The 26,488-nt window shown below is 29.0% G+C and carries 23 protein-coding genes, 1 pseudogene and 1 riboswitch; of the genes and pseudogenes, 16 read left to right on the top strand and 8 right to left on the bottom strand.

All coding sequences use genetic code 11. The annotated features are described in order from the left end of the window. Window positions 1-156: 156 nt before the first annotated feature. Window positions 157-2,340 carry a vWA domain-containing protein gene (locus Q0V24_RS04565; RefSeq protein ID WP_297519013.1) on the top strand — a complete coding sequence of 728 codons (2,184 nt, stop codon included), beginning with the start codon at window positions 157-159 and terminating at the stop codon, window positions 2,338-2,340. A gap of 78 nt (window positions 2,341-2,418) precedes the next feature. On the opposite strand, the gene Q0V24_RS04560 is transcribed toward Q0V24_RS04565, so the two are convergent. Together Q0V24_RS04560 and Q0V24_RS04555 are read right to left on the bottom strand one after the other, a co-directional pair. Further along, complete coding sequence (locus Q0V24_RS04560) at window positions 2,419-3,006, bottom strand: DUF4489 domain-containing protein (RefSeq protein WP_297519011.1); 588 nt, start codon at window positions 3,004-3,006, stop codon at window positions 2,419-2,421. Window positions 3,007-3,109: 103 nt separating this feature from the next. Then, a complete protein-coding gene (locus Q0V24_RS04555) occupies window positions 3,110-3,901 on the bottom strand; it encodes a hypothetical protein (protein WP_297519009.1) in 792 nt (263 codons plus the stop codon). A gap of 132 nt (window positions 3,902-4,033) precedes the next feature. Then, window positions 4,034-4,134: riboswitch (SAM riboswitch) on the top strand. A 96-nt stretch (window positions 4,135-4,230) separates the two neighbouring features. On the opposite strand from Q0V24_RS04555, the gene metF reads away from it, so the two are divergent. The 7 genes from metF to Q0V24_RS04520 all read left to right on the top strand — a co-directional run bounded on the left by metF (window position 4,231) and on the right by Q0V24_RS04520 (window position 12,516). Next, the gene (gene metF, locus Q0V24_RS04550; protein WP_297519007.1) at window positions 4,231-5,115 is read left to right on the top strand and encodes a methylenetetrahydrofolate reductase [NAD(P)H]; all 885 of its coding nucleotides are present in this window, start codon (window positions 4,231-4,233) and stop codon (window positions 5,113-5,115) included. A gap of 13 nt (window positions 5,116-5,128) precedes the next feature. Then, entirely contained in the window at window positions 5,129-5,581 is a 453-nt protein-coding gene (locus Q0V24_RS04545; protein ID WP_297519004.1) for an S-ribosylhomocysteine lyase, read from the top strand. Window positions 5,582-5,633: 52 nt separating this feature from the next. Continuing rightward, window positions 5,634-6,311, top strand: a complete 678-nt coding sequence (locus tag Q0V24_RS04540; RefSeq protein ID WP_297519002.1) for a vitamin B12 dependent-methionine synthase activation domain-containing protein — start codon at window positions 5,634-5,636, stop codon at window positions 6,309-6,311. Then, window positions 6,301-8,685: a homocysteine S-methyltransferase family protein gene (locus tag Q0V24_RS04535; RefSeq protein WP_297519000.1), complete on the top strand. Its 2,385-nt coding sequence runs from the start codon at window positions 6,301-6,303 to the stop codon at window positions 8,683-8,685. Before Q0V24_RS04540 ends, Q0V24_RS04535 begins: the two co-directional genes overlap by 11 nt. A gap of 94 nt (window positions 8,686-8,779) precedes the next feature. After that, on the top strand, window positions 8,780-9,505 hold the full coding sequence (locus tag Q0V24_RS04530) for a staygreen family protein (RefSeq protein WP_297518998.1): 726 nt from the start codon (window positions 8,780-8,782) through the stop codon (window positions 9,503-9,505). Between the two features lie 159 nt (window positions 9,506-9,664). Beyond that, window positions 9,665-11,029: a sodium-dependent transporter gene (locus Q0V24_RS04525; protein WP_297518996.1), complete on the top strand. Its 1,365-nt coding sequence runs from the start codon at window positions 9,665-9,667 to the stop codon at window positions 11,027-11,029. Between the two features lie 188 nt (window positions 11,030-11,217). Continuing rightward, entirely contained in the window at window positions 11,218-12,516 is a 1,299-nt protein-coding gene (locus Q0V24_RS04520) for a homoserine dehydrogenase (RefSeq protein ID WP_297518994.1), read from the top strand. 96 nt (window positions 12,517-12,612) lie between these two features. On the opposite strand, the gene Q0V24_RS04515 is transcribed toward Q0V24_RS04520, so the two are convergent. From Q0V24_RS04515 to Q0V24_RS04505, 3 genes are read right to left on the bottom strand one after another with little or no spacing between them, the layout of a single operon-like run. Then, entirely contained in the window at window positions 12,613-13,302 is a 690-nt protein-coding gene (locus Q0V24_RS04515; RefSeq protein WP_297518992.1) for an ABC transporter ATP-binding protein, read from the bottom strand. A gap of 9 nt (window positions 13,303-13,311) precedes the next feature. Then, window positions 13,312-14,571, bottom strand: coding sequence for a hypothetical protein (locus Q0V24_RS04510; RefSeq protein WP_297518990.1), 1,260 nt, complete (start codon window positions 14,569-14,571; stop codon window positions 13,312-13,314). Further along, window positions 14,572-15,618, bottom strand: coding sequence for a hypothetical protein (locus tag Q0V24_RS04505; protein ID WP_297518988.1), 1,047 nt, complete (start codon window positions 15,616-15,618; stop codon window positions 14,572-14,574). Between the two features lie 133 nt (window positions 15,619-15,751). On the opposite strand from Q0V24_RS04505, the gene Q0V24_RS04500 reads away from it, so the two are divergent. Next, window positions 15,752-16,090: a hypothetical protein gene (locus tag Q0V24_RS04500; protein WP_297518987.1), complete on the top strand. Its 339-nt coding sequence runs from the start codon at window positions 15,752-15,754 to the stop codon at window positions 16,088-16,090. 70 nt (window positions 16,091-16,160) lie between these two features. Here Q0V24_RS04500 and Q0V24_RS04495 read toward each other — a convergent pair whose 3' ends face one another. Continuing rightward, the gene (locus Q0V24_RS04495) at window positions 16,161-16,529 is read right to left on the bottom strand and encodes a MerR family transcriptional regulator (RefSeq protein WP_297518985.1); all 369 of its coding nucleotides are present in this window, start codon (window positions 16,527-16,529) and stop codon (window positions 16,161-16,163) included. A gap of 155 nt (window positions 16,530-16,684) precedes the next feature. Here Q0V24_RS04495 and Q0V24_RS04490 point away from each other — a divergent pair, with 155 nt between their 5' ends. After that, window positions 16,685-17,437, top strand: coding sequence for an SDR family NAD(P)-dependent oxidoreductase (locus Q0V24_RS04490; protein WP_297518983.1), 753 nt, complete (start codon window positions 16,685-16,687; stop codon window positions 17,435-17,437). 42 nt (window positions 17,438-17,479) lie between these two features. On the opposite strand, the gene Q0V24_RS04485 is transcribed toward Q0V24_RS04490, so the two are convergent. Continuing rightward, complete coding sequence (locus tag Q0V24_RS04485; RefSeq protein ID WP_297518981.1) at window positions 17,480-18,853, bottom strand: YjiH family protein; 1,374 nt, start codon at window positions 18,851-18,853, stop codon at window positions 17,480-17,482. Window positions 18,854-19,159: 306 nt separating this feature from the next. On the opposite strand from Q0V24_RS04485, the gene hcp reads away from it, so the two are divergent. Continuing rightward, window positions 19,160-20,809: a hydroxylamine reductase gene (gene hcp, locus Q0V24_RS04480; protein WP_297518979.1), complete on the top strand. Its 1,650-nt coding sequence runs from the start codon at window positions 19,160-19,162 to the stop codon at window positions 20,807-20,809. Between the two features lie 59 nt (window positions 20,810-20,868). On the opposite strand, the gene Q0V24_RS04475 is transcribed toward hcp, so the two are convergent. Beyond that, window positions 20,869-22,161: an NCS2 family permease gene (locus Q0V24_RS04475; RefSeq protein WP_297518977.1), complete on the bottom strand. Its 1,293-nt coding sequence runs from the start codon at window positions 22,159-22,161 to the stop codon at window positions 20,869-20,871. 391 nt (window positions 22,162-22,552) lie between these two features. Between Q0V24_RS04475 and Q0V24_RS04470 the strand changes: the two genes are divergently transcribed. The 5 genes and pseudogenes from Q0V24_RS04470 to Q0V24_RS04450 all read left to right on the top strand — a co-directional run bounded on the left by Q0V24_RS04470 (window position 22,553) and on the right by Q0V24_RS04450 (window position 26,342). Further along, the gene (locus Q0V24_RS04470; RefSeq protein WP_297518975.1) at window positions 22,553-23,326 is read left to right on the top strand and encodes an SDR family oxidoreductase; all 774 of its coding nucleotides are present in this window, start codon (window positions 22,553-22,555) and stop codon (window positions 23,324-23,326) included. A 113-nt stretch (window positions 23,327-23,439) separates the two neighbouring features. Next, the gene (locus Q0V24_RS04465) at window positions 23,440-23,613 is read left to right on the top strand and encodes a hypothetical protein (RefSeq protein WP_297518973.1); all 174 of its coding nucleotides are present in this window, start codon (window positions 23,440-23,442) and stop codon (window positions 23,611-23,613) included. A gap of 169 nt (window positions 23,614-23,782) precedes the next feature. Next, window positions 23,783-24,061 (top strand): SDR family NAD(P)-dependent oxidoreductase, encoded by a 279-nt coding sequence (locus Q0V24_RS04460; protein ID WP_366938271.1) that lies wholly within the window; start codon window positions 23,783-23,785, stop codon window positions 24,059-24,061. Window positions 24,062-24,568: 507 nt separating this feature from the next. Next, entirely contained in the window at window positions 24,569-25,177 is a 609-nt protein-coding gene (locus Q0V24_RS04455) for an IS607 family transposase (protein ID WP_297518971.1), read from the top strand. Next, window positions 25,170-26,342, top strand: a pseudogene (locus Q0V24_RS04450) (RNA-guided endonuclease TnpB family protein). The gene Q0V24_RS04455 and the pseudogene Q0V24_RS04450 overlap by 8 nt, the downstream one beginning before the upstream one ends. The last annotated feature ends 146 nt before the right edge of the window (window positions 26,343-26,488 follow it).

Below are 26,488 nucleotides of genomic sequence, written 5' to 3'. Positions count from 1 at the left end.
TGCATGAGAGTGCAATCTTTTTATTTTTTATAAATTTTGATTCTTTAAAATATTAAAAAATAATATAGAATCAAAAAAATACATTAAAAAGTTCTATTCTTCATATATTTAAATAAAATGAAGGAATTTTGTAGTAATAGTTTAGGAGAAATTGTGATGAAGGTAGGAAGGACTAATATTGAATTTTTAGGCCAAAAAAATTTGATGTTCGAAAGTAATAATAAAAATTGTAAGTTTTATTCTTTAAAGTTAAATGCTGAATCAACAAATTGTATAAATCACCATATACTTTTAATTGATGTTTCAAAGAGTATGGGGGATGTTATTGATAAGCTTAAAAAAAGCATGAAAGAGACTTTGAAAGTTTTGAAAAAAGAAGAAAACAACTATGTTTCTATAATTCTTTATTCAGGAGAGAAAGATGTTACTCTTATTGCAAGGGCTATTAAGTGTGATGATAATTCATATAGGTTAACAAGAATATATAAGAACATAGATGAAGAAGTTTATTCAAGAGAAAATACTGTGCTTTCTAGTGCTTTAAAAAGAACTGAAGAAATAATTGAAGATATGGATATAGAGGGCGTAAAGCAACATATAATTTTATTTACAGATGGATATATAGCAGAGCTAGATAACCAAAAAGCTGAGAGAAAAAGTTGTTTTGATATAGTTAAAAGATTAAGAAAAAGACAAGTATCACTTAGTGCTATAGGACTTGGGTTTTATTATGATAGAAGTTTTCTAAAGGAAGTGTCGAGTTATTCGTATAATGGGAGTTTTAATCACATTAGTGATATTAAGGACTATTATAAAGTTGCTATAAGTGAGGTTCAAAGAGTCAATAATAGTGAGGAAGTAAATATAGAGATAAGCAATGATGAGTTCTTTATAGTAAATGAAAAGAGAATGTTTTATGATAATAAAAAAATAGAGACTTTAAGTTTAAACAAGGAAAATATAATTGTTGTGTTAAATGATGATTTAGTTATTAATGACCTTAAAGTTAAATCAACTAAAAAGGCTATTAAGAAAGAGTATCTTGATGATTTAAGTTATGCGTTAGCAAGATATTATGTTGCTGTAGATGATATGCACAATATGGAAAATGCCATAGAGCTAAGTGGTGATCAATTTGTATATGATAGCTTAGTTAATTGTAATTCTTTTATAGAAAAAGGCAGAGCAATAGAACTTCTAGAGTCACTTGTAAATGATAGGGATAAAAGATTTAAGTTGGGTGAAAAAAATACTAAGATTATAAAAGATAAAGAGCCAATATGTCTTTTAGAACTTTTAAATGAAATTATGAGTGATGATGAATGTAAGCTTTTATGGGATTATTCATATAAGTATAGGAGGATTGGGGTTAAGGAAAAAGAAGTTAAGGATAAGTATGAGTTTCAAAGACCAGAGGTTGGATTTGGTGAAGTAACAGATATAACTATTGGTGATAAAAAACTGAATATAGGTATGAGAGTTAAGATTAAAGGTGAAGTTCAAAATCAGGTTAATAAATTAAAATTGGATGCTTGCATATATAGAGATTATAAATTAGTTGTTAATGGAAATATAAATACAGATGAAGTTTGTTGTATTCTTTCTAAAAATGCTAAGTCGATTTTAAGAAAAGAAAAACTTATAAAAGGTATTATAAAAGTTTATAACCAAGAGGTTTGTATAATAAATCTGAAAAATATGAAACTTACTAATAAGAAAATTTCAAATTTAATAGATGAGAAAACAATAGCAAGATATCTTTATGATATAGAAAAATTAAAATGTGAAACATGGGTTTTAGATAAGTTTGTAAAAGAGATATTTAAAGAAAAAGATGAAAAATTTGATTTAAGATATGTGACAGAAGAAGAAGTTGAGGCAAGAAGGTTATTTAGAGTTGATAGTAAAGGTGTGTATAATCCTTTGAAAATTGAAAAAGATTTAGATAGACCGTATGAATTTTATATATCAAAAGTAGTTGATTGGAAGATAGAAAAATTCCCAAGAGCAAAAGAGAGAAGTATAGCTTTAGAAAAGTATAGAATGCTTATTGTTGGTGAAGTAAATGAAAGTTATCGACGAGTTAAGAGTAAACTCAAAGAACTTAATAAAGAAAAAAGATATAAACAAAGTATAGTTAATATGATTAAAATATCTAACCGTTTAAATGGTAAGAGTGTGTTTATTTGGGATACTATTAACGAAAAAAAGAAAATTGAAACTGATATAGAGATTAAAAAGAATATGGTTGTTGGTGGTACTGTTAAGATAAGTCTTAAAGAACTTGATGGAATAAAAATTAGAGAAGATTTTTATGAGGTAATAAATAAATATAACTAATAAAAAGGGAGTTGCCTGTGCACCTCCCTTTTTATTAAGTTTTTATTCACTTATAAATTATCAGGAGTTTGCTTTAAATTAGCATCCTGATTTAGCCATAGCGCATAATGTTGGATTTTTAACATCAAATATTAAAAGCTCTAATGGTGTATGAACTACATTTACTATTCTTACTGAATAAGTTGTACATGCAGGACAAGCATTACCTTCTATTTTTTTGAAGCTAAAGTTGTGTGTTACTTCATCATTAGCAACTGCTGCTTGATTAAAGTGTGAGTAAGTCCATGTTCCACAAACTGTTTCGCATCCATTTTCGCATTTAACAAGTTCAAATTCTATTCTTGCTGGCATTGTTTGAGCAGCAGCGAATTTAATAAATACTTGAGCTGAAAATTCTATTTGAGATACAGGGTTTTTTAAACAACTTGTATCAAGTGTTAGACATACAAGTGATTTAGGGTTAACAGTTACAGCGATAGCTCCTGTTATATCAAATGAATGAGGAACATTAGTTGTTGAACCAGAAGAAGCTTCAAATAATACAGGGTGAGCACAAGGGCTTAGTTTAGTTACACATTTTGAATATTTTCTAGGCTCACAGTCACAATAAATTGGATCTGGTGTACAGCAACAGTTAGGGTCTTCGTTACAATAATTAAGTTTCATAATAAAATTTACCTCCGTTTTATCTTAAGTTATTAATTTATTTGCTTTGCATAGTATATACTATGTTAGGTAAACTACTTTGACACAATTTTAATATAATATTTTATTGTTTAATAATTCTTGCTACAAGCCCTTTTTTAGTATCAAAACCAACTTCTACATGAGCAATTTCATTAGCTGTTTTAATGTTTCCACAAGCATCATACTCAGCTACTACATTAGCATCACCACAAGGTTCTGGTATGAAAACTTTTTGATTTTGAAGGATAGAAAGTCCAAGAGTTATAATAAGTTTTGTTACATATTCTTTAGAATTTGAATATTCTATTTCCTCAAATTCTTCTTTAAGTTTAGTATATTCATGAACCCAAAAAAGTTTTTCAGCTGGTGAAAAAAAATGTTCTGAGGAACAGTTATTTTTTGAATTACTTTTATATTCTGTATCATATTTAGGTTCATTTGAATAAGTAATATCTACTATTGTTTTAAATGGAATAGTTATAAGAGTATTTTCTTCCTTTCTTTGCACATCAAAACATATCAAAAGTTTCTTTTCAACATAACCTTCAATTAGTAGCTTTCTATTTTTTGCGACAAGCTTAAATTTTTTGACAATGATTTTACTTTCCTTTGTTTTTATAGAGTGGATAGGATATTTGTATTTAAGTTCGCAATATATGTCTGTTTCAAATTCAGATAAAATTACAGGAAAGACTCCAACTAGATGTCCAGAAGAGCCCATTGGTGTTTTAAATTTTGTTTTATTATAGTTTAAGTTTTGTGGCTCTTGGGATTCTGAACAATTGCTTTTTTTAGATTCATTTATAGTAGGATTTTCTTTTGTTTTTGCAGTAAAGATTCTAGTTTGTTTATTTAAATCATTAGATTCCATCATTCCTCCAAGTTAAAAATGTTTAGTTTTGAAAACTATATTATTAGTTATAATATTCAATATTTTTGAAAATGATATTAAAATATATTTATTTACAATTAAAAGGAAATAATGTATAATATTAGAAAAAAGAATAACTTATCTAGAGTGGTGGAGGGACTGGCCCTATGAAGCCCAGCAACCAATAGTATTTTTACTATGGGTGCTAAGTCCTGCAGATTTCTGAGAGATAAGGGTAAAAATTTGTGCGATATTTCGTGCCTAAAGGATACTCCCTTTAGGCATTTTTTTATTTTTTTTGTTTTAGCAATAAGCATTTGGGGGTAATTTAAATGAGAATAAAAGAACTTTTTGATAGTAAGGAATTAGTTTTTTCCTTTGAGGTTTTTCCGCCTAAGGCAAGTTCATCTATTGATGTTATCTATAAAACTTTAGATGAATTAAAGGGTCTTAGTCCAGATTTTATTAGCGTTACTTATGGGGCTGGTGGAAATAGTAAGGATAATAGAACTGCTGAGATAGCAGGACTTATAAAAAATAAGTATGGAATTGAATCACTTGCACATTTAACTTGTATAAACTCAAGTGAAGATGAAGTGAGAGAGATTCTTGAAAATCTAAAGAAGAATAATGTGAATAATATTCTTGCACTTCGAGGTGACATACCAGAGGGAGAAACTTTGAGAGGGAATTATAGGTATTCAGATGATTTAATTAAAACTGTTAAAGATTTTGGAAGTTTTAATATAGCTGGTGCTTGTTACCCTGAGGGACACAATAAAGATGAGAGTTTAGATAAGCATATTGATATGCTTAAAAGAAAAGTTGATGCAGGGGCAGAGCATTTAATATCACAACTCTTTTTTGATAATGATGATTTTTATAGATTTTTAGATAAATCTAAAAACTTAGGTCTTGATGTACCTATTCAGGCAGGGATTATGCCTGTTTTAAATGGAAAGCAAATTGATAGAATTATTTCTATGTGTGGTGTTAAGTTTCCAAATAAGTTTATGAAAATTGTAGATAGATATGGTCATGACAAGATTGCTTTAAGAGATGCAGGTATAGCTTATGCTGTAGAGCAGATAATAGATTTAGCATCTAGTGGAGCTGATGGAATACATCTTTACACAATGAATAATGCTTATGTAGCAAGTAAAATAAATGATAGTGTAACTTCTATAGTTACATCTTTAAATAGAAAGATAGTTTAGGAGGAATTTAAAAATGGAAAAAGTAGAAAGTTTTGAGTTAGATCATAGAATTGTAAAAGCACCGTATGTTAGAAAGTGTTGCACACTTGATGGGGTAAAAGGAGACAAGGTTAGTAAGTATGATTTAAGATTTTTACAACCTAATAAAGAGAGTTTTGGAACAGCAGCGATGCATGGGTTAGAGCATTTACTTGCTACATACTTAAGAGCTGAAATTACAGATATTATAGATATTTCACCTATGGGATGTAGAACTGGTTTTTATTTAAGTGTTTGGGGAGATAAAGACCCAAGTGAAATAAAAAAAGGTTTAGAAAATGCATTAAAGGTAGTATTAGAAGCTACAGAAATTCCAGCAGCAAATGATATTCAGTGTGGAAATTATAAGGATTTATCTTTGTTTGGAGCAAAAGAATATGCAAAAGATGCTTTAGATAAAGGATTTTCTTTAGAGATATACGGTTAAATTTTTAAGGCTATCTTTTAGATAGTCTTATTTTAATAAGTTGGTGATTATTATGGAGAGTATATTTATAGATAAATTAGAAGTGTTAAGGTATCTTGGGCATAAAGGTCAGGATATAGATGCGGATTTAAATTCATTAATTGATAGTTGTATAAATGAAGTTAAAGAAAAAGTAATTCCAAAGCAAGTTTTTGAAACATATGAAATTGAAAGAATTGATGATGCTATTGAAATTAAAGGGACAAGACTTAAATTAGTTGGTGATGACATAGCAAGTTGTCTTGAAAATTGTGATAAGGTAATTCTTATGGCAGTGACTCTTGGAAATGAGATTGAAAAAATGATTAGATTATCACAAAGAAGAGATATGACTAAAACAGTTATACTTGATTCTATTGCAACAACTTACGTTGAGGCAGTTTGTGATAAGATTGAAGATGAGATTTATACAAAGTATAAAAAACTTGGGAAGAGTCTTAGTTTTAGATATAGTCCGGGATATGGAGATTTACCACTTAGTGTTCAAGGTGAATTTTTAGATACTTTAAATGCAAGGCGAGTAATAGGTTTAAATCTTACAAATACAAATCTTTTAACTCCAAGAAAGTCTGTTACAGCAATTCTTGGAGTTAAAAATGAGGAGAGTAAAAGATTTAAAAGAACTTGTGAAAATTGCTTGAATTATAATACATGCAAATTTAGAAAGGATGGTGTTAAGTGTGGGGATTAAGGAAAGAATAGCTTCTGAAATTTTGATTTTTGATGGGGCTATGGGAACTATGCTTCAAAAGAAAGGTTTGAAGCTTGGAGAGAATCCAGAGATTTTTAATATAGAGCAAGAAGAGAAGATATTTGAGGTTCATAAAGAATATATAGATGCTGGTGCAGATATAGTAACTACAAATACTTTTGGTGCAAATGAGAGAAAATTAAATGAAATAGGATTTAGTGTATCTGATATAGTTACAAAGTCTATAGAGATAGCTAAAAGAGCTAGAGGTGATAAGAAAGTCTATATAGCACATGATATAGGGCCTATTGGTGAAATGCTTGAGCCTATGGGGACTTTGAGCTTTGATGAGGCTTATGATGTCTTTAAGAATCAAATGGTTGCAGGTGAGAGAGCTGGAGCAGATTTGTTTATTATAGAAACTATGACTGATTTATATGAAGCAAAGGCGGCGGTTCTTGCTGCAAAAGAAAATACAAGTTTGCCAGTTATAGTATCTATGAGTTTTGAAGCGAATGGAAGAACTTTTACAGGATGTACAGCTCAAAGTATGGTTTTAACTTTAGAAGGTCTTGGTGCGGATGCTATTGGAGTTAACTGTTCTCTTGGACCAGAACAGTTATTCCCGGTTGTGAAGGAGATTGTAAGTCATACAAATTTACCTGTAATTGTTCAGGCCAATGCAGGGCTTCCAGATATTATTAATGGTGAGGCTGTTTACAATATTTCTGCTAAAGAGTTTGCAAAGGGGGCAGAGCATTTCTTTAAGCTTGGAGCGACTATAATTGGTGGATGTTGTGGGACAACTCCAGAATTTATAAGTGAAGTAAAAGAGATTTTAAAAGGAAGAGAAATACCTAAAAGAGAGAGAGTAATTCAAAATGCACTTTGCACACCATCAAAAGTTATTCAGATAGATGGTGTTAGAGTTGTGGGGGAGAGAATTAATCCTACAGGTAAAAAGCTTTTTAAAGAAGCCCTAATCAATGAAGATATGGACTATATACTTAACCAAGCAATAGAGCAGGTTGAGGCAGGGGCAGATATTCTTGATATTAATGTAGGGCTACCAAAGATAGATGAGAAACAAATGATGGTAAATGTTATAAAAGATATACAAGCAGTTCTTGATGTACCACTTCAAATAGATTCAACAAGACCAGAGGTTATAGAGAGTGCATTAAGATATTACAATGGAAAGGCTATTGTAAATTCTATAAATGGTGAAGAAGAAGTTATGGAAGCGATTCTTCCTATAATTAAAAAGTTTGGAGCATCAGTTATAGGACTAACTCTTGATAAAAATGGGATACCGCCAAAGGCTGAGGATAGACTTAAAATAGCAGAGAAGATAGTTAAAAGATGTTTAAGTTATGGAATTAAAAAAGAAGATATTTATATAGATTGTCTTGTTTTAACTGCATCAGCACAGCAAAAAGAAGTTAAAGAAACTTTAAAAGCAGTAACACTAGTTAAAGGAAAATTAGGAGTAAGAACTCTTCTTGGAGTTTCTAATATATCATTTGGTCTTCCAAATAGAAAACTTATAAATGAAACTTTCCTTTCTTTAGCATTTGGTGCAGGTCTTGATTTACCTATAATGAATCCTAATATTCAGGGGATGATGGATGTTGTACATTCATTTAAGGTTCTTAGTAATGAGGATAAAGATTCTGAGAATTTTATAAATATATATGGTGGGACCAATAATGAACCAACTAAAAAGGTTGTATCTAGTAATAATGAAGAACGAGATCTTTTGACAATTGTAGTTAAGGGTTTAAAAGATGAGGCAAAGGGGGCAACACAAAAGCTTTTAAATCATGGAAAAGTAGAGCTAGATATAGTTAACCAAGATTTGATACCAGCACTTGATATTGTTGGTGAAAAATATGAAAAAGGCGAAATATTTCTTCCGCAACTTATAAGGTCAGCGGAAACAGTTAAGGGTGCTTTTGAAGTTTTAAAAGAAAGCCTAGTAAAAAGTGGAGCGGCTAAAATTACGAAAGGTAGACTAATACTAGCAACTGTAAAAGGTGATATTCATGATATAGGAAAAAATATAGTTAAGGTTATTTTAGAGAACTATGGATATGATGTAATTGACCTTGGAAAAGATGTTCCTATAGAAAAGGTTGTTGAGGTTGCAAGAGAAAAGGATATAAAACTTGTTGGGCTTAGTGCACTGATGACCACAACTCTAGTTAGTATGGAAGAAACTATAAAAGCTATAAGAGAAGCTGGACTTGAGACTACTGTATTTGTAGGCGGTGCAGTTCTAACAGAAGATTATGCACAGATGATAGGTGCAGATTATTATGCTAGAGATGCTAAGGAGTCGGTTGAAATAGCAAAGAAAATATTTAATCAATAAAATTAGTTAGTATTATAAATAGGGGGAACATTTCTCACACATTAATCTTAATTACATATAATAATATGAATTAATTAAGAAAGGTGAGAGATAAATGGCAGATAATAATAAAAGAAATGTTATATGTGATTATAAAGGTTCTGTAAACCAAGACCAACCAGTAAATCATAGAAGATATACATTTCTTGAGAAAGAAGAAAATGATAAGTTAGTTATAGGTTTAAGATTTGATTCTAGAAATACAAGTTCAAATAGAAATGAAATTTTAGGTCAGTGGGCTATATCTGATGATAGATATGTTTTATATTTTCATATAAATATAGAGGCTGATGAGAATGTTCAAAGTATAGCAGTGCGAAATTCTATAATTAGAAGTAAACTAGCGGGTTATATTAGAAAAATATTAAATGCAGATAAAAAACTTATAAGTTTAAATGAGGAATTATTTAAATCGCCAATTATTGTTTATTTTAAATGTGCTCTCCCTTATTATAATCGAGTTGAAAATTGGGGAACTGTAGAAGAGTATTTATCAGAAAAAGATTTAATAATTCTACAATATAACAGAAGAGAAGTAGAAATTATAAAATTATTAACAAGAGAACATATTGATAAAAAAATGTTTGAATTTTATAACGGGAGTACAGATTATAAAATAGGGGAAATAGAACTCGTAGAAATTGATAGTAAAGAGATTTTAGGGATATATAACTTAGAGTTCTTTGTGAGTGTAATTAAAGAAAATAAAACAGATAAATTTAAAATGAGTTTAAAGATTTATGATGATATAGTTGATATAATTCAGTTTGAGAAAGTCTAAAAGTTAAGGGATGTATTAAAAATACATCCCTTTTGCAATTTTATTGATAGATTATTCGTTATTAGATTGATAAATTTTCATATTATCAGATAAATATCTTGAAAATTATTAAATTAGTAGTATATAATGTAAAAAACATACATGTTAGGGGGATAATATATGTCAGTTAAAAAAGAGAAAGGTAGAGAAAAATTCTCGTCAGGTCTTGCAGTATTCTTAGCTACTTTAAGTTCGGCTGTTGGACTTGGAAACATTTGGTTATTTCCATATGTAACAGGAGAAAATGGGGGAGCAGCTTTTATTTTTGTTTATTTTATATGTCTATTGCTAATAGCATTACCTGTACTTTTAATTGAATTTTCAATTGGTAGAGGAACTAGAAAAAATATATATGGAGCTATAAAAAAATTTACAAATAAAAAGATTTTTAGGGCGATAGGATTCATAGGAATTATTTCAACATCATTTATATTATTTTTCTATACAGCAGTTGCAGGGTGGGTATATTCTTATATATTTAAAGCAATAAGTGGCTTATTTAATGGAATGAGTGCAGCAGAAGTTTCTAATGTATTTGTTCAAACTAGTTCGAATCCAATAAGTGCTATAAGTTGGCAAGTTGTTGCAGTTATAGTTGCTTGTGGAATTCTTGCTTTTGGTGTTAAGGGGGGAATTGAAAAAATAACAAAAACTCTTATGCCAGTTTTAATTGGTCTTTTAGTATTTTGTGTTATTAGAAGTCTTATGCTTCCGGGGGCAATGGAAGGTGTAGAATTTTTATTAAAGCCTGATTTTTCAAAGATTAATTTAGGGGTTGTAGTTGCAGCTATGGGACTAGCATTCTTTAAACTTTGTGTTGGAACTGGGACAATGGTTACATATAGTAGTTATTATACTGATGATAATAATCTTGTAGGGACAGCAACAAAGGTTGCACTTGCTGATACAGGAGTTTCTATACTTGCAGGGCTTGCTATATTCCCAGCAGTATTTTCATTTGGACTTGAACCTACAAGTGGGCCTGGATTATTATTTGAAACAATACCTTTAATATTTAGTGGAATTCCAGGTGGGCAAATTCTTACAGTTGCATTCTTTACATTAACAGCTATGGCAGCAACAATGGCTATGATATCTTTATTTGAAGTATTAACAGCAGCGTTAGTTGAAGAGTTAAAACTTGATAGAGTTAAAGCACAAGTTATAAATGCAGTGGTTATATTAAGTTTTGGGTCACTTGCAGCATTATCAGGACATTCACAGGCACCACTTTCACATATAAAGATTTTTGGAAATACATTCTTTGATTTTTATGATAAAGCAGTACAATTATTTATGTTACCGCTTAATTGCATTTTGATGTGTATCTTTGGAATTTACTTTATAAAAAGACAGTTCTTTATAGATCAACTTACGAATTATGGAGCAATTAAAAATGAGAAAATAGCTAAAATAGTATTATTTACAGCAAAATATATTACACCAGTTTTAATAGCTATTGTGTTTATTGGTGCATTCATATAAATTAATTAAATTAAAAAAAGTGTCTATTTTATAAAAAAATAGGCGCTTTTTTGCATGAAAGTACACGTGTGAAATACAAGTGTATTTTATTTTTGTGATTTAGTGGTAAAATATGGAATCTAAGTATATAATAATGTTATAGATTAGTTTCTATATTGGGGTATTTAGAAAAAAAGGGGGTTATATATATGAAAAAAATTAAAATTGCACTACTAGGATTGGGGAATGTTGGTCGTGGAGTATGGAAAATATTCGAGTCTAACAAAGATGAGGTATTAAAACGTTCAGGTTATGATGTTGAGATTACAAAAATTCTTGTAAGAGATAAGTCAAAACCAAGAGGGGTTGAAGTTCCAGATGAACTTTTAACAACAAGTTACAGTGATATTATTAATGATGATGAAATCAAAATTGTTGTTGAACTTATGGGGGGAATAGACCCTGCTAAAGGATATATTCTTGAGGCTATAAAAAAAGGAAAACATATTGTTACAGCGAATAAAATGTTACTTGCTAAAATGGGTGATGAACTTTTTGAGGAAGCTGACAAACATGGAGTTAAATTCAACTACGAGGCTAGTGTAGCTGGAGGAATTCCAATAATAAGTGGGATAAATGAGAGTCTTACTGCTAATAAGATAGAAAGAATGTATGGAATAGTTAATGGGACAACTAATTATATATTAAGCAAAATGGAACTTGAAGGTGTTGATTTTGATGATGCACTTAAAGAAGCACAAGAAATGGGATATGCAGAAGCAGACCCAACATCAGATATAGAAGGATATGATGCACAGTATAAACTTGCTATTTTAGCATCTCTTGCTTTTGGAACAAAAGTTGAGGTTGAAGATGTTTATAGAGAAGGGATTACTAATATTACATCACAAGATATTGAATATGCAAAAGAGCTTGGTCTTAAAATAAAGCTTCTTGCAACAGTTAAAGAAGATGATAAAGGGCTTGATTTAAGAGTTCACCCAACTATGATTCCAGCAACACATCCACTTGCGAATGTTTATGATGCATTTAATGCTATATTTATAAGAGGTAACGCAGTTGGTGACCTTATGTTTTATGGTAGAGGGGCTGGAGACTTACCTACAGGAAGTGCGGTTGTGAGTGATATTATCTCTATACTTAGAAGTAATGTTGACCATGAGAATGATATTCCGGTAGTTAAAAATAATCTTTGGAAGAAAGAAATTAAAGATATAAAAGATGCTGTATGTAGATATTATATTAGAATTACAACTATTGATGAGCCAGGAGTTTTAGGTTCAATAACTAAAGCATTTGGTGATAATGAAGTTAGTATTAGGTCTATAATTCAAAGAGGTAAAAAAAGAACTGGGCAGTATGTAACATTAGTTCTTGAAACTCATCATACAACTGAAGGTAGTATCATATCAGCAATTGATGATATATATGAAATTAAAGAAATCAAAAAGATTGATAATCTTATTAGAATAGAAGAGTTTAGATAGGTAATAAAATTTATCTAAAGCATAGGGAAAGGCAAACCTTTATTTGAGGTTTGCCTTTTTATTAATTCTTTATAGTTGTTTATTTTATCAACAATATTAAACTAAATTCTCTGAAGGTTGTGTATCAGAAATTAAAACACCATCTTCTAGCGTTAGTATTCTATTACATTTTTTAGCTACATTAATATCATGAGTTATTATAATAACAGTTTTCCCTTCTTTATTTATCTCTAAAAATAGGTCCATTATTTCATCTTTTGTTTTTTTATCTAAAGCGCCAGTAGGCTCATCAGCTAAAATTAATTCTGGATTATTTATTAATGCTCGTCCAATAGCAACTCTTTGTTTTTGTCCACCAGATAACTCTTCAATTAATTTATGTTTATGCTCATATAAGCCTAGCTGTTTAATCATTTTAGCAACTTTATTATGCATATTATCTTTATTAGTAGAGTACATAATTGGAATACTAATGTTATCAACTATGGTGTAGTTATTCAATAAATTAAAATTTTGAAATACTATTCCAACTTCTTCATTTCTAAATTTACATATATTTTTATATAACATTTTAGTTATATCTTTATCCTTGAATATATATTTACCGCTAGATGCATTATCTATCAATGACAATATATTTAAAAGAGTTGTTTTTCCTGAACCAGACTCTCCCATTATAGCTACTAATTCACCTTTTTTTATTTCAAGATTTAAACAATCTAATGCTTTAAATTTAGTTGCCTCATTTTTATTATAAGTTTTATTTATATCAATTAATTTAATCATTATACCTCCCTAGTTTTCTTTTAATAATTCTATTAATTTGAGTTTTTTTAGATGTTTTATAGGCAAAATTGATATTATCATTGTAATTAATAATATTAAACCTATATTTATTGATATTATTAGTAAAGAAGGAACTTTTCCTATAGAAATACTTATAGAAATAATACTCGCTAAAATACAAATAGCTCTAATTTCTTTTTTGAATTCATCTATTATATTATTTATAGTAGCACCATTAGTTAGTTTTATAGCAAATTCTCTTTGCCTTTGTTTAATAATACCTAATAATATACATGTAGTTCCCATCATAGAGAGTAAACATAATACGACTCCAAGAATTAGTGAAGATTTATAATCTCTAGTTAAATTTAATGCTGTATTATTAAGCATTCCAAGATCTGATATATCCACCTTGAAATCTAATTTATTAAATTTTTCGTTTAAATAATCTTTTATATAACTTATACTTGTATTATCATTTAGTTCTAATATAACTCCACTATCACCTATTGCTGCACCATGAGATAAGGAAAGAAAATTATCAACTGTTGGAATAACAGTAAAAGCATTTCCGAGTAATACACTACTTGCAAATGCATCTCCATAATTTCTAGTAGCAGGTATAGCATAATCTTCCATTATTCCGACTACTTCAAACATTATATTATCGAACTCATCTATAGTTGCCCAATTTTCAGCTGGTATTTTATCACCTATTTTATAAATGTCTTTAAAGTCGCTTCCTAATAATATTGGTATATTATCTTTTTTATAATCTTTTTTTGTATCTTCTGCTGTTAAAGTTCTTCCTTTTGAAACTTTAATAGTATTTTTATTTAAAAAATTATCGCATACTAATATTTTAGATAATGCCTCCATTTGATTAATTTCTGATAAATTTTGATGCTTTTTTGGAATGTTTTCTAAATTTATTTCTTTTATAGGCATAATACTTGGATAATAAATAAAATCATTTTTTATTAAATTGCTTTTTTTCAAGTCTAAAAATACATCATAGTTTTCATTAGCTACTGTAAATGATTCAAAATAGTCGAAATTTTCATCTTGATTATCAAATCCATCTATTGGAACTAATCTAACTAAATATGACTTACTAGCATTAAATAAAGATTCTAATCCTTTCTTTTTACTTTGATTCGCTAATAATAAATTACTACTGTTATTTATTATTGATAAAGACAATGATAATTGTAATAATATCAATATCAATAAATATCCCATCTTTTTAATTCTCTTTAACGTATACATCTAAGACCTCCTAGTAATAACTACGGGTTTAATCTTCATTATATAGATTAAAAACGGTATTATAGATATAATTGAAAAAATTATTATAAATATAAATGAAACAAATAGATTCATAATAGATATTGATATATTCATATTTCCTAAATATCCTCTAGTAATTAAATTCACTATAAAATGTGATGTTAGAGCAATAACTAAAGAGATTAAAGTTATCTTATTAAAGTAAACAAAAAATTCTTTAATAAGACCAAGGTTAGTTGCTCCAACAACCTTTTTTATAATTATCTCTTTTTCTAAACTTTTTACCAAGAAATATGAAATTCCAATAGTATTAGAAAATGTTATTAAAAATATTAATACTAAAGAAAATATAAGGGAGGTCCATTCGCTTGAAGTATCATGTGTAAAATAATCATTTACTGTAATTTCTTCATCTAAATTTAGAAATTCTTTCTTTATAAGGTTTATACAATTTGCTATTTCTTTTTCCTCTCCAGATAATACAATAATTACTTCTTCTCTAGTTAAGTTTTCACTTTTCAAAAATTGATTAAAGAGATTATTAGAAATAATCATCTTACCTTCAATAGAATATACTGTTCCAATCTCTTTTAAATTAACATTATTAATGACTCCTACATCATTTTTTATTTCTAAAGTTTTTTCTCCATTAAAAGTATTGCTGAATACAGCAAAATTATTTTCATCTCTAAAATCCTTCATAGAAAGAACTTCACCTTCAGCAACATCCTGAAGATAAAAATTATCATTGATATTCAAATAGGTTTCTACAATCATATCATCATCTCTATATTTTCTTAATTTTATGGTGATATTTTCTTCTTTTAGCAATTCATATAAATTATTTAACTGAATTGTAGATTCTCTTGGCAATGTAATTTGTTTATTATATTTGGGGTTGTTGACTTTATACTTTCCTATTTCATGACTAATAAATGATATGCTTAACGAAAATATAAAAATAATTACCGAACATGAAATAACAAAAAAATAATCAGATAATTTTAAATTTAGTTTTTTATCCATAAAAACCCTCCTTTTTATTAAATAATACAATAAATTATCATAATATTGGTAATATTTACAAAAATTATTTATATATGTTGGTAATGTTTACATAATATACTAATTATAGAAATGTTTTGATGGAGGTTTTCTTATGAAAAAAATATCTAAAATTTTAGCTGCAACTATTTTAGTAGGAGCTATTGGAGCACCAATAATTGCATCTGCATCACAGTCTAAGGCGATGGTAAAATCTAAAGGTGGTTGGGAATATCAATCTAATGCTTGGAAAGGAAATGCAGGAGGATTTACAGGGGATTCACAATATCTACAATATCATGAAAAAATAAAAGCTGTTAGTTCAAAAGCTGGATATACTCCAACAAGAACACATAGATATAGAGCTATATCTAATTATTCTAATCGTGTTGTCAAAAATGGTGCACAGGATCCTTATGGATGGGCTTATCATAATAATAGTAATTTTAAATAAAGTTAGTTCTTAACTTTAAAATAAGCTTTACTAGATACTAAAAAATTACCTCGTTAGATAGAATTTAGCTCTATTTAACAGGGTGTTTTTTTATTAATTCTTTATAATTTTGAATTTTATATTCAAGTTCCTTGTTAACGATATCTAATAGCGCTAATTGATGCTGAATATTTTCTTGTTGTTCTTGCAGGATAGCAAGTCTTTGATTACTTGTATGCTCACCTTCTTTAAATAATCTTGTATATTCTTTTATTTTTGAGATAGGCATTTGTGAATTTTTTAGTCTTACAACAAACTTAATCCATTTAATATCATTGTCTGAATAAGTTCTATTTCCTTGTGCATCACGATTTGGAAATAATATCTCTTCTTTTTCGTAGTATCTAAGTGTATATGAACTAACATTAGTTATATCTGAAGTTTCTTTAATTGAGTACATTTGATTTTCACCTCGTATCTTTTCTTTTGTATGATGCTATTATAGTTTAAAAAAATAATAAAAAAAAGATATTGACTTAGAGTTCACTCTAAGGTGTATATTTAGAATAACGAATAGGAAAAATGAAATATAAGAACACTAAGGAGGAATTTTAAATGAAATATACAGTTATAACAGGAGCGAGTACAGGGATAGGTAGAGAAGCAGCTAAGGAGTTTGCTAAGAGAGGTAAAAACTTAGTTGTTGTTGCAAGAAGAGAAGCAGAACTTGAAAGCTTAAAATCAGAAGTAAAAGAGATAAATAAAGAACTTGATGTTATTATCAAAGTTTCAGACCTTGGGAAATTAGAGAATGTTTATAAGTTATATGAAGATTTAAAAAGTTTAGATATAGAAACTTGGATTAATAATGCAGGGTTTGGAGATAGAGCTACAATTGCAGATGTTGATTTAAGTAAAATACATAATATGATAGCTTTAAATATTGAGGCTTTAACAGTTTTATCAACTTTATATATTAAAGATTATGAGAATGTAGAGGGAACACAACTTATAAATATATCATCAGCAGGTGGTTATACAATGATAGGTGATAATGTAACTTATTGTGCTACAAAGTTTTATGTTAGTGCTTTTACAGAGGGGATTGCAAAAGAGCTTGAGTTCAGAGGTTCAAAAATGAAGGTTAAAGTTTTAGCACCAGCAGCTACTGAAACTGAGTTTGCTATAAATGCACTTGATACTAAAGAATTTAGTTATAAAGAGCATATGAAAAAATTCCATACAGCTAGTGAGATGGCTGGGTTTTTACTAGATTTATATGATAGTGAGAAGGTGGTAGGAATAGTTAATGGAATGACATATGAATATAATATGGTTGATCCAATGTTTAATCATGCAAGAAGATAATAGATAAAAAATGCTACCTCAAAGTTGAGGTAGCATTTTCTTTTAGAATAATATGTGTGCGATTATCGCAATTATTGGTAGCGTTATAAGTGTTCTTTGTATAAATATTATAAATAATTCTTTTATATTTATTGGTATTGATGAACCAAGAATAACACTTCCAACCTCTGACATATATATAAGTTGTGTAACTGATACACAAGCAACTACAAATTTTGTGATTTCTGCAATTCCATCTTGAGCTATTATAACTGAAGGTAGGAACATATCTGCAAATCCAACAAGTATTGTACTAGCAGCCTCGCTAGCATGTGGAATATTTAAAAGCCAGAATAATGGGATAAATGGAAGTCCAAGTATTTTGAATATTGGTGTGTACTCAGCAAGGATAAGAGCAATTCCTCCCATAGCCATAACTACTGGAAGTACTCCGACCATAATATCTAGGACATTATGTATTCCCTCGGAAATAAATCCTTTTAAACCAGTACTTGTACTAGCTTTAGTTACTGCAAGTTCAAGTCCATAGCTAAATGAAGTATGACCTTTTGGAATTAAATCAGATGACTGAGGTTCCATATCATTATAATATTTTGTTGATTTGTTTTTTAAAGGACCTATCTTTGGAAGTATTATAGCAGCTATAATTCCTGCAAACGTAATTGTAATATAAAAAGGTACAAACATATGTTGAAGTCCAACTTGAGAAATAATAATAAAACTGAAAGTAATAGAAACTGCTGAGAATGCAGTACCTATAGTACAAGCTTCTTTTTCTGTATAATGCCCTTCTTCATATTGTCTTGAAGTTAAGATAACTCCGATTGTTCCATCTCCTATCCAAGATGTTAAGCAGTCTACAGATGCTCTTCCTGGAAGTCCAAATAAAGGTTTCATGATTTTTGTAAGCATAGTTCCACAGAATTCTAAAAGTCCAAAGTTTAAAAGTAGTGGTAAGAATAATCCGGCAAAAAGGAAAACTCCAAATAATGTTGGTAGAAGTCCTGTAAGTAAAAGCCCAGATGTATTTTCACTAATTATAAATTCGGGCCCAACTCCAAAGAATGTAAGTAGTGCAAATATAGCACCAATTATTCTTACTGAATACCAAATATTTGATGTGTTAAAAAGTGAATATAAAGTTTTATTGTTTATTATAAAACTTGGTTTAATAAATTTTGTAACCGTAGATAATATTGCTATTGTTGTAATCATTATAGTTAGTATAAGTGGTAAATAAGATTCTAATGAAGTAGTTATAAAACCAGATAAGAATGCGACTGGTATTGTTATTCCATCAGCAGTTTTTATAGGAACCATAAAAAGTAAAACTCCTAATAATGATGGTAATATAAATTTGCATATATCTGAAGCTGAATAAGCTTTTTTTTCAGTTGTATTTAAACTATTTAACATTTTAATTCCCCCTCGAAATTTAAAATTAACGTAACTCTTAAAAATATTATATATTAGAAAAAAATGTAAATCAACATATTTATGCATAAAATACCTAAAAGTTGCATAAATATACGTAAATTTTTAGTGAAGATTTGTTCATAGAAAATCTATAGTGAATTGTAGTGTTGGTAACATTAGTTACCGACTTTAATGAGATAACCTGATATTATAAAGCCATAAAGAAGAAATTTAAAGCTCAAAGGATAAAAAATATCTTTTGATAGTTTATTAATATAAATTATATGAATGGATAAGGAGATTATTATGGAGAAAAAAATGTTTTGTTTTCAATGTCAAGAAACAGCAGGGTGTTCTGCTTGTACTGTAAGAGGAGTTTGTGGTAAGAGCCCAGAACTTGCAGGGCTTCAAGATTTATTAGTATATGTGACTAAGGGACTTTGCATGGTTACAGTAAAAGCTAGTGAGGTAGGGATAACTAAAGAGTTTATAAATAAATATATTGTAGAATCATTATTTACAACTATTACAAATGCCAATTTTGATAATGAAGTATTTATAGAAAGAGTTAAAGAAACTATAAAACTTAGAGATGAACTTAAAAATGAAGTTGTTATAAATGGTGGTAATGTAGATAATTTAGTAGATGCTGCAATATGGATAGGTGCTAATAAAGAAGAAATGTTAGAGAAAGCTAAATCAGTAGGTGTTCTTTCAACAGAAAATGAAGATATTAGAAGTTTAAGAGAACTTATAATTTATGGTTCAAAAGGACTTTGTGCTTATCTTAAACATGCAAGTGCACTTGGATATGATAATGCAAATATCAATCTTGAAATGCAAAAAATGCTTGTAGCTACAATGGATGATTCACTTTCAGGTGAAGTTCTTACAGGAATGGCTCTTGAAATGGGTAAGCTTGGTGTTGATGGAATGGCTATTCTTGATAAAGCAAATACAACTAGCTATGGTAACCCTGAAATGACAATGGTTAATATAGGAGTTAAAAATAATCCTGCAATATTAATTTCAGGTCATGACCTTAAAGATATGGAACAATTACTTGCTCAAACTGAAGGGACAGGAGTAGATGTTTATACTCATAGTGAAATGTTACCTGCTCACTATTATCCAGCATTTAAAAAATATAGTCATTTTGTAGGAAACTACGGAAATGCTTGGTGGAAACAAAAAGAGGAGTTTGAAAGTTTTAATGGACCAGTTCTTATGACTACAAACTGTATAGTACCTCCAAAAGATAGTTACAAAGATAGAGTTTATACAACAGGGGCAGCAGGCTATGAAGGTATGAAACATATTGAGGCTAATGAGAATGGAGTAAAAGATTTCTCTATATTAATTGAGCATGCTAAAAAATGTGGGTCACCAACTGAAATTGAAACAGGAGAAATCATTGGTGGATTTGCACATGCACAAGTTTTTGCTTTAGCAGATAAAGTTGTAGATGCAGTTAAATCTGGAGCTATAAAAAGATTCTTTGTTATGGCAGGATGTGATGGTAGAGCTAAATCAAGAAACTACTACACAGATTTTGCAAAAGAACTTCCAATGGATACTGTTATTTTAACAGCAGGTTGTGCAAAGTATAAATATAATAAATTAAATCTTGGAGATATTGGTGGTATACCAAGAGTTCTTGATGCAGGACAATGTAATGATTCATATTCACTTGTTCTTATAGCATTAAAACTTAAAGAGATATTTGAACTTACAGATATTAATGAGTTGCCTATAAGCTATAACATAGCTTGGTATGAGCAAAAAGCAGTAATAGTATTGCTTTCATTATTACATCTTGGAGTTAAAAACATTCATCTTGGACCAACTCTTCCAGCATTCTTATCACCAAATGTTGCTAATGTTTTAGTTGAAAACTTTGGTATTGGTGGAATTACAAATGTAGAAGATGATATGAAAATGTTTCTTGGAAACTAAGTAGAATATAATATAGATATAGAAAAAGCCTACTAATTTTAAAATTAGTAGGCTTTTTCTTATATATTGAATGCGTGCATTAGTAGGTAGATTAGGAAAATTCCTGAGACTACATACGTAGGAATTGGAACTTCTTTACCTTTTTTTACACATATTTTTGTGATTGGATAAAGTATAAATCCAAATGCCATACCATCAACAATACTAAATGTTAAAGGTATTAATATAAATAATATGAATACTGGGAATGACTCTGAGAAATCAGAAAAATCTATTTCTTTTATGTTAGCCATCATAAGTGATCCAATTATTATTAGTATTGGTGCAATTGCTGCATTTGGTATAAGTGTTATTGTTGGTATAAAGAATAATGATAGTAATATGAAGAAGGCTGCAAAAACAGCTGTTAATCCAGTTTTACCACCTGAAATTATACCAGATTGTCCTTCAACTGTTGAAACTGAAGGGCTAGTACCAAATATTCCACAAGCTATTGTAGAAAGAGCAACTGACATAAGTGCTTTTTTATTTTTATGTGGTGCATCAAGCATTCCGTTAACTTGTGCATGGAGTAGACCAACATTCTCGAATACAAGTACAAGAGTTAGTGAGAATACTGCAACCCAGAAGTTCATGTTTGCCATTCCTTTAAAATCAAATTGCATAAATACAGAACCGTAATCAGAGAAGCTTGGCACCGCAAAACCTGCTGTACTAAAGTTTGTATCTCCAAGAATTATTGATAATACTGTTCCAAAGATTATTCCGATAAGGAAGTTTCCAGGAACTTTTTTTATAAATAATATAACCATAAGAATTAGTGTTAAAACAAATACTAATATATGCGCTTGTCCAAGACTAGCCATTTTTACAAGAGTTGTTTTATCAGCTATAACAAGTCCTGCTTTTTGAAGACCAAGGAATGTTATAAATAACCCTATTCCAACAGTTATTGCTGCCTTTAGTGAATGTGGTATTCCTTTATCAAGTAAATTTGATATTGGAGTTACCGCAATAATAGTAAATAATATACCTGAAACAATTACTGCTGTAAGTGCTTGTTCAAAACTTAGTCCCATAGTTTGGACTATTGTGTAGGTGAATAAAGCATTGATTCCCATACCTGGCATAATAACCAGAGGTGCATTACTTATGAATGCAACTAACAGGCAACCTGCTATTGATGCTAGAACAGTCGCTATAATTAGCGGTTGCATCCCTTTTCCTCCATCACTTAAAATACTAGCATTAACTACAACAATATAAACTGCTGCAAAGAAAGAAGTCAATCCAGCCATAAGCTCGATTTTAACATTTGTGTTATGTTCTTTCAGTTTAAAAATTCTATTCATTTTTTCTCCTTGTTAATGTTGTAGCCCTCACCCTCCCATATTATAAAGTGAAAGTTTCCACAAATAATACTTTCATATTATAACAAGCTAAAAAGTATAGCACAATAAGGATTTAAACATTTACATAAAATTATTACGATTTTTCTAACCAAACATCCTAAAAAAACACTAATTTGTTAAAGTTTATAACATTATTTTGTTATATTATAGTTTTTAAGGAATTAAAAGGTTACATATTTAAATTTAATAATCTTGACTGTAATTGCTTTGTATTTTTTTGGTATTTAAAAGAAAATAGAAAAAAGTTTAATTATTGAAAGTTTATATTTCTATATCATTCAAAAAATAATAAACTTAATATAATTAATATTAAGGTATAGAGGAGTAGAAAATGAAAAAAAAAGTTTTAATTACAGGTGCTACAAGTGGAATTGGATTATCTTTTGCAAAAATATTTGCGAGTAATAATTATGATTTAATACTTGTTGGAAGAAATAAAGAAAAGTTAGATACGATAAAAAAAGATTTTGATAATAGGTCTAATATAAAAACTACTATATATATAGCAGATATTTCAGATAGAGATAAATTAGAAAGTCTGTGGATAAGTATTGAGGAAAGTTTTCCACAGGTTGATGTTGTAATAAATAATGCAGGTGCTGGTTTTAATGGTGAATTTCCAAGTATTTCATGGGAGAAGCATGAGGATATAATGGAAGTGAATATGAGAGCTTTAACTAGATTTTCATATCTTGCTATAAATCATATGAAGAAAAATAAATGTGGAAAGATTTTAAATGTAGCATCAACAGGTGCCTTTCAGGCAGGACCTATGATAGGTGTTTATTATGCAAGTAAGGCTTATGTTCTATCTTTATCTATAGCGATTAGAGAAGAGGTAAAAGATTATGGAATTAGTGTTGTAACATTATGCCCTGGTGCAACTAAAACAGAGTTTTGCACAAAAGCAGGGAAAGAAGATTTAAGCAATGCTATGTCATCAGATGATGTTGCAAAGATAGGATACAAGGGACTTATGAAAAATAAGGCAATTGTAGTTCCAGGATTTTTTAATAAAGTAGCACTTGGGGTATCAAAAATATTACCTTATATACTAATGGCTAAAATTGTTAAAAAAATACAAAGCAAGGTGACAAAAAATTGATTTTCAGTAATAGTAAATTTAATTTGTACTAGCAAAAATGATATTTTAAGGAACTTGTCTTTATTTAGAGATGTTGTAATATAGAGAAGTATTCAACTTAGGAGGCGTACGTTATGAGCGGAGAGGAATTGAAAATGAAAATCGGTAAGATAAAAGAACTTGAATCAGAGTTAAAAGAGAAAAGTTTAGAGGAATTAGAAAATGAAATGGAAGATTTAAAGGAAGGTCTAGATGAATATGCAAAGGCCAACACAGATAAATCATTTCCAGACTTCTATGGATGCTAGAAGATAAGACGTATATTTCAATGTGTTACTTTGAAATGACTTATATTAAGATAAAAACTATTATATAAATTTACTTTTGAGGTTAAGAGTAAGTTATATAATGGTTTTTTTATATTTTCCTTTGAAAAAGTCCATAATACTAGTAAATATAATTTGAGAGGATGATTTTATGGACTTAGTAGATAAATTTATTGAAGATTTGCCAGCACAACACCAAAGTATTCAACCAGGAATAGAGGAAGATATGATACCACTGCCTATTTATGAAATGGAAGGTTATGATTATTCTTGTAATAGATTAAAGGACAAGGTTGCAATTATAACAGGTGGAGATAGTGGAATTGGAAGAGCTGTTGCGATTGCCTATGTTAGAGAAGGTGCAAAAGTAGTAATTTCATATTTAAATGAAGATGTAGATGCATACAAAACAGTAACAAATAGTTTATAAATCGTAATAAAAAGATTATAAAAATATAAACTATAAAGCTGCGTATGTTGAGAAATTAGCATAGGACACAGATTTAATTGCAGGTAATGGGTAAAGCCTTACACCACAATATGGGCGAAAGCACTATATCACGGTACGAAAGTAGAAAAAACGTAAGGATAAATATATGGTTAAATCCTAAGTGTTTATAAACAATCCTTGTTCATGCAGGTAAGCTCCTAAGTCAAAAGATATGGAGAAACTTCAACGACTATCGGTTGAGATACCGAGTAAAGCCCTAAGTGATTGAGGGAAGAAAAGGTCTGCCCTAAACACATAATGGTGTAGGTGAAGAAATAGTCTTTGCACTCTAGGAAACTAGGTGGTCATTAGAGTAATCGAAATGACATCATATAAGTAGCGTTATATGGTAAAAGGATATAAACTTTATAATTAAATGTAAATACTTTATAATTTTTATAGACTTCTAATACAGATGTGTTATTATATTTGTAGGAGGTGGTCGCAATGAAAAAATATTCGATAGGTCAGTTTGCTAAAAAAATTAATAAAACACAACAAACACTCCGTAACTGGGATAAAAATGGAAAGTTAAAGCCACAAGTAGTTGATTCTGATACTGGATATAGATATTATACAGAAAAACAACTTAAAGAGTTTTATGGAGAGATTAGTAATAAAGAGAGGTTAGTTATAGGATATTGTAGGGTTTCTAGTGCTAAACAGAAAGAAGCGTTAGAACGACAAGTTGAAAATGTACGAACTTATTTAATTTCAAAAGGTTATCAATTTAAGATAATAACCGATATTGGTAGTGGTATAAATTATGATAAAAAAGGGCTTAATCAATTAATTCAACTTATTTTACAAGATGAAGTTTCTAAGGTTGTCGTATTGTATAAAGATAGATTAGTTAGATTTGGATTTGAACTTATAGAAAATATATGTGACTTTAAATCTGTTGAACTAGAAGTTATTGATAATACTGAAAAGTTAGAGGAACAAGAGGTTGTAGAAGATTTAATTCAAATAATCACAGTATTTAGTTGTATGCTTCAAGGAAAGAGAGCAAAGAAAACTAAAGCTATGATTAAAGAGTTGGCTAATAATGATTAAAGCAATTAAAGTAAAACTATATCCTACTAAAAAACAAGAAGAGTTAATGTGGAAAAGTGCTGGTGTAGCTAGGTTTTCTTATAATTGGGGACTAAATTATTTAAATAACTATTATGAAGAAAATAAAAAATCTCTATCAATAGGAAATTTAAGAAAAGTCTTTACAGAGATTAGAAAATCAGAAGAATACAAGTGGTTGAAAGAAGTTTCTTCGGAGATACCACAACAAGCACTTAAAGATTTAGGAGATTCGTTTCAACGATTTTTCAAAAAAGAATCTGACTATCCTAAATTTAAAAGAAAAGGCAAATGTCAAACCTCATTCTTTCACCTAAACAATAAATTTGTTGTTGAGGATAACTATATCAGGTTAGAAAAGATAGGTTATGTAAAAATGAAAGATGAAGATAGACTACCAGTTGGAAACTATAAAAAAGATGAAATTAAAGTCTTAAATCCTAGAATAAAACATAACGGAAAGTTTTGGTATTTAGCACTTGCTTTTGAGTGTGAAGATAATACAAAGGAAGAACTAACAGGCGAAAGTGTAGGAGTAGATTTAGGCATTAAGAATTTAGCAATAGTTTCTAATTTTGAAAAAACTTTTAAAAACATTAACAAATCTAAAGAAATGAGAAGATTAAATAAGAAACTTAAAAGACTATAAAGACAAGTTTCAAGAAAATATGATATGTTGAAGGATGGCAAAGTTTTTGAAAAAGGTCAAAAACTTATTAAAACTCAAAATATCATAAAACTTGAAAAAGAAATTAAACTTGTTCATAAAAAAATTGCAGATATTAGATTAAATCATATACATCAAAGCACAAATGCTATCGTGAAAACCAAGCCTAGCAGAGTTGTTGTAGAAGATTTAAATGTTAAGGGTATGATGAAAAATAAATACTTAGCTAAAGCAATTTCAGAGCAATGTTTCAATAAGTTTATAACTATTCTTAGTCATAAATGTAAGTGGAAAGGTATTGAGTTTGTAAAAGCAGATAGATTCTTTCCAAGCAGTAAAATGTGTTCTTGTTGTGGAACTATAAAAAAAGACTTGCAACTAAAAGATAGGACTTATATATGTATAAATGATAAGTGTAATCTTATAATGGATAGAGATAAAAATGCAAGTTTTAACTTAGCAATGTATAAATTAGCTTAAAAAATCAAATTAAAAGATTAAGCTAATATGTAGGCAATGACGAGGTCGAATTTAAGCCTTTGGAGAATTATATCAAATAGAAGTAGCTTTAGAGTGAAACTAGATTCAATGAAAAAGGAAATAGAACTATAAAAATTATAAAGCAT

This window comes from uncultured Clostridium sp. (genome assembly GCF_947039605.1).
Classification (GTDB): Bacteria; Bacillota; Clostridia; order Clostridiales; family Clostridiaceae; genus Sarcina.
This window is presented reverse-complemented; position numbering and strand designations above follow the sequence as displayed.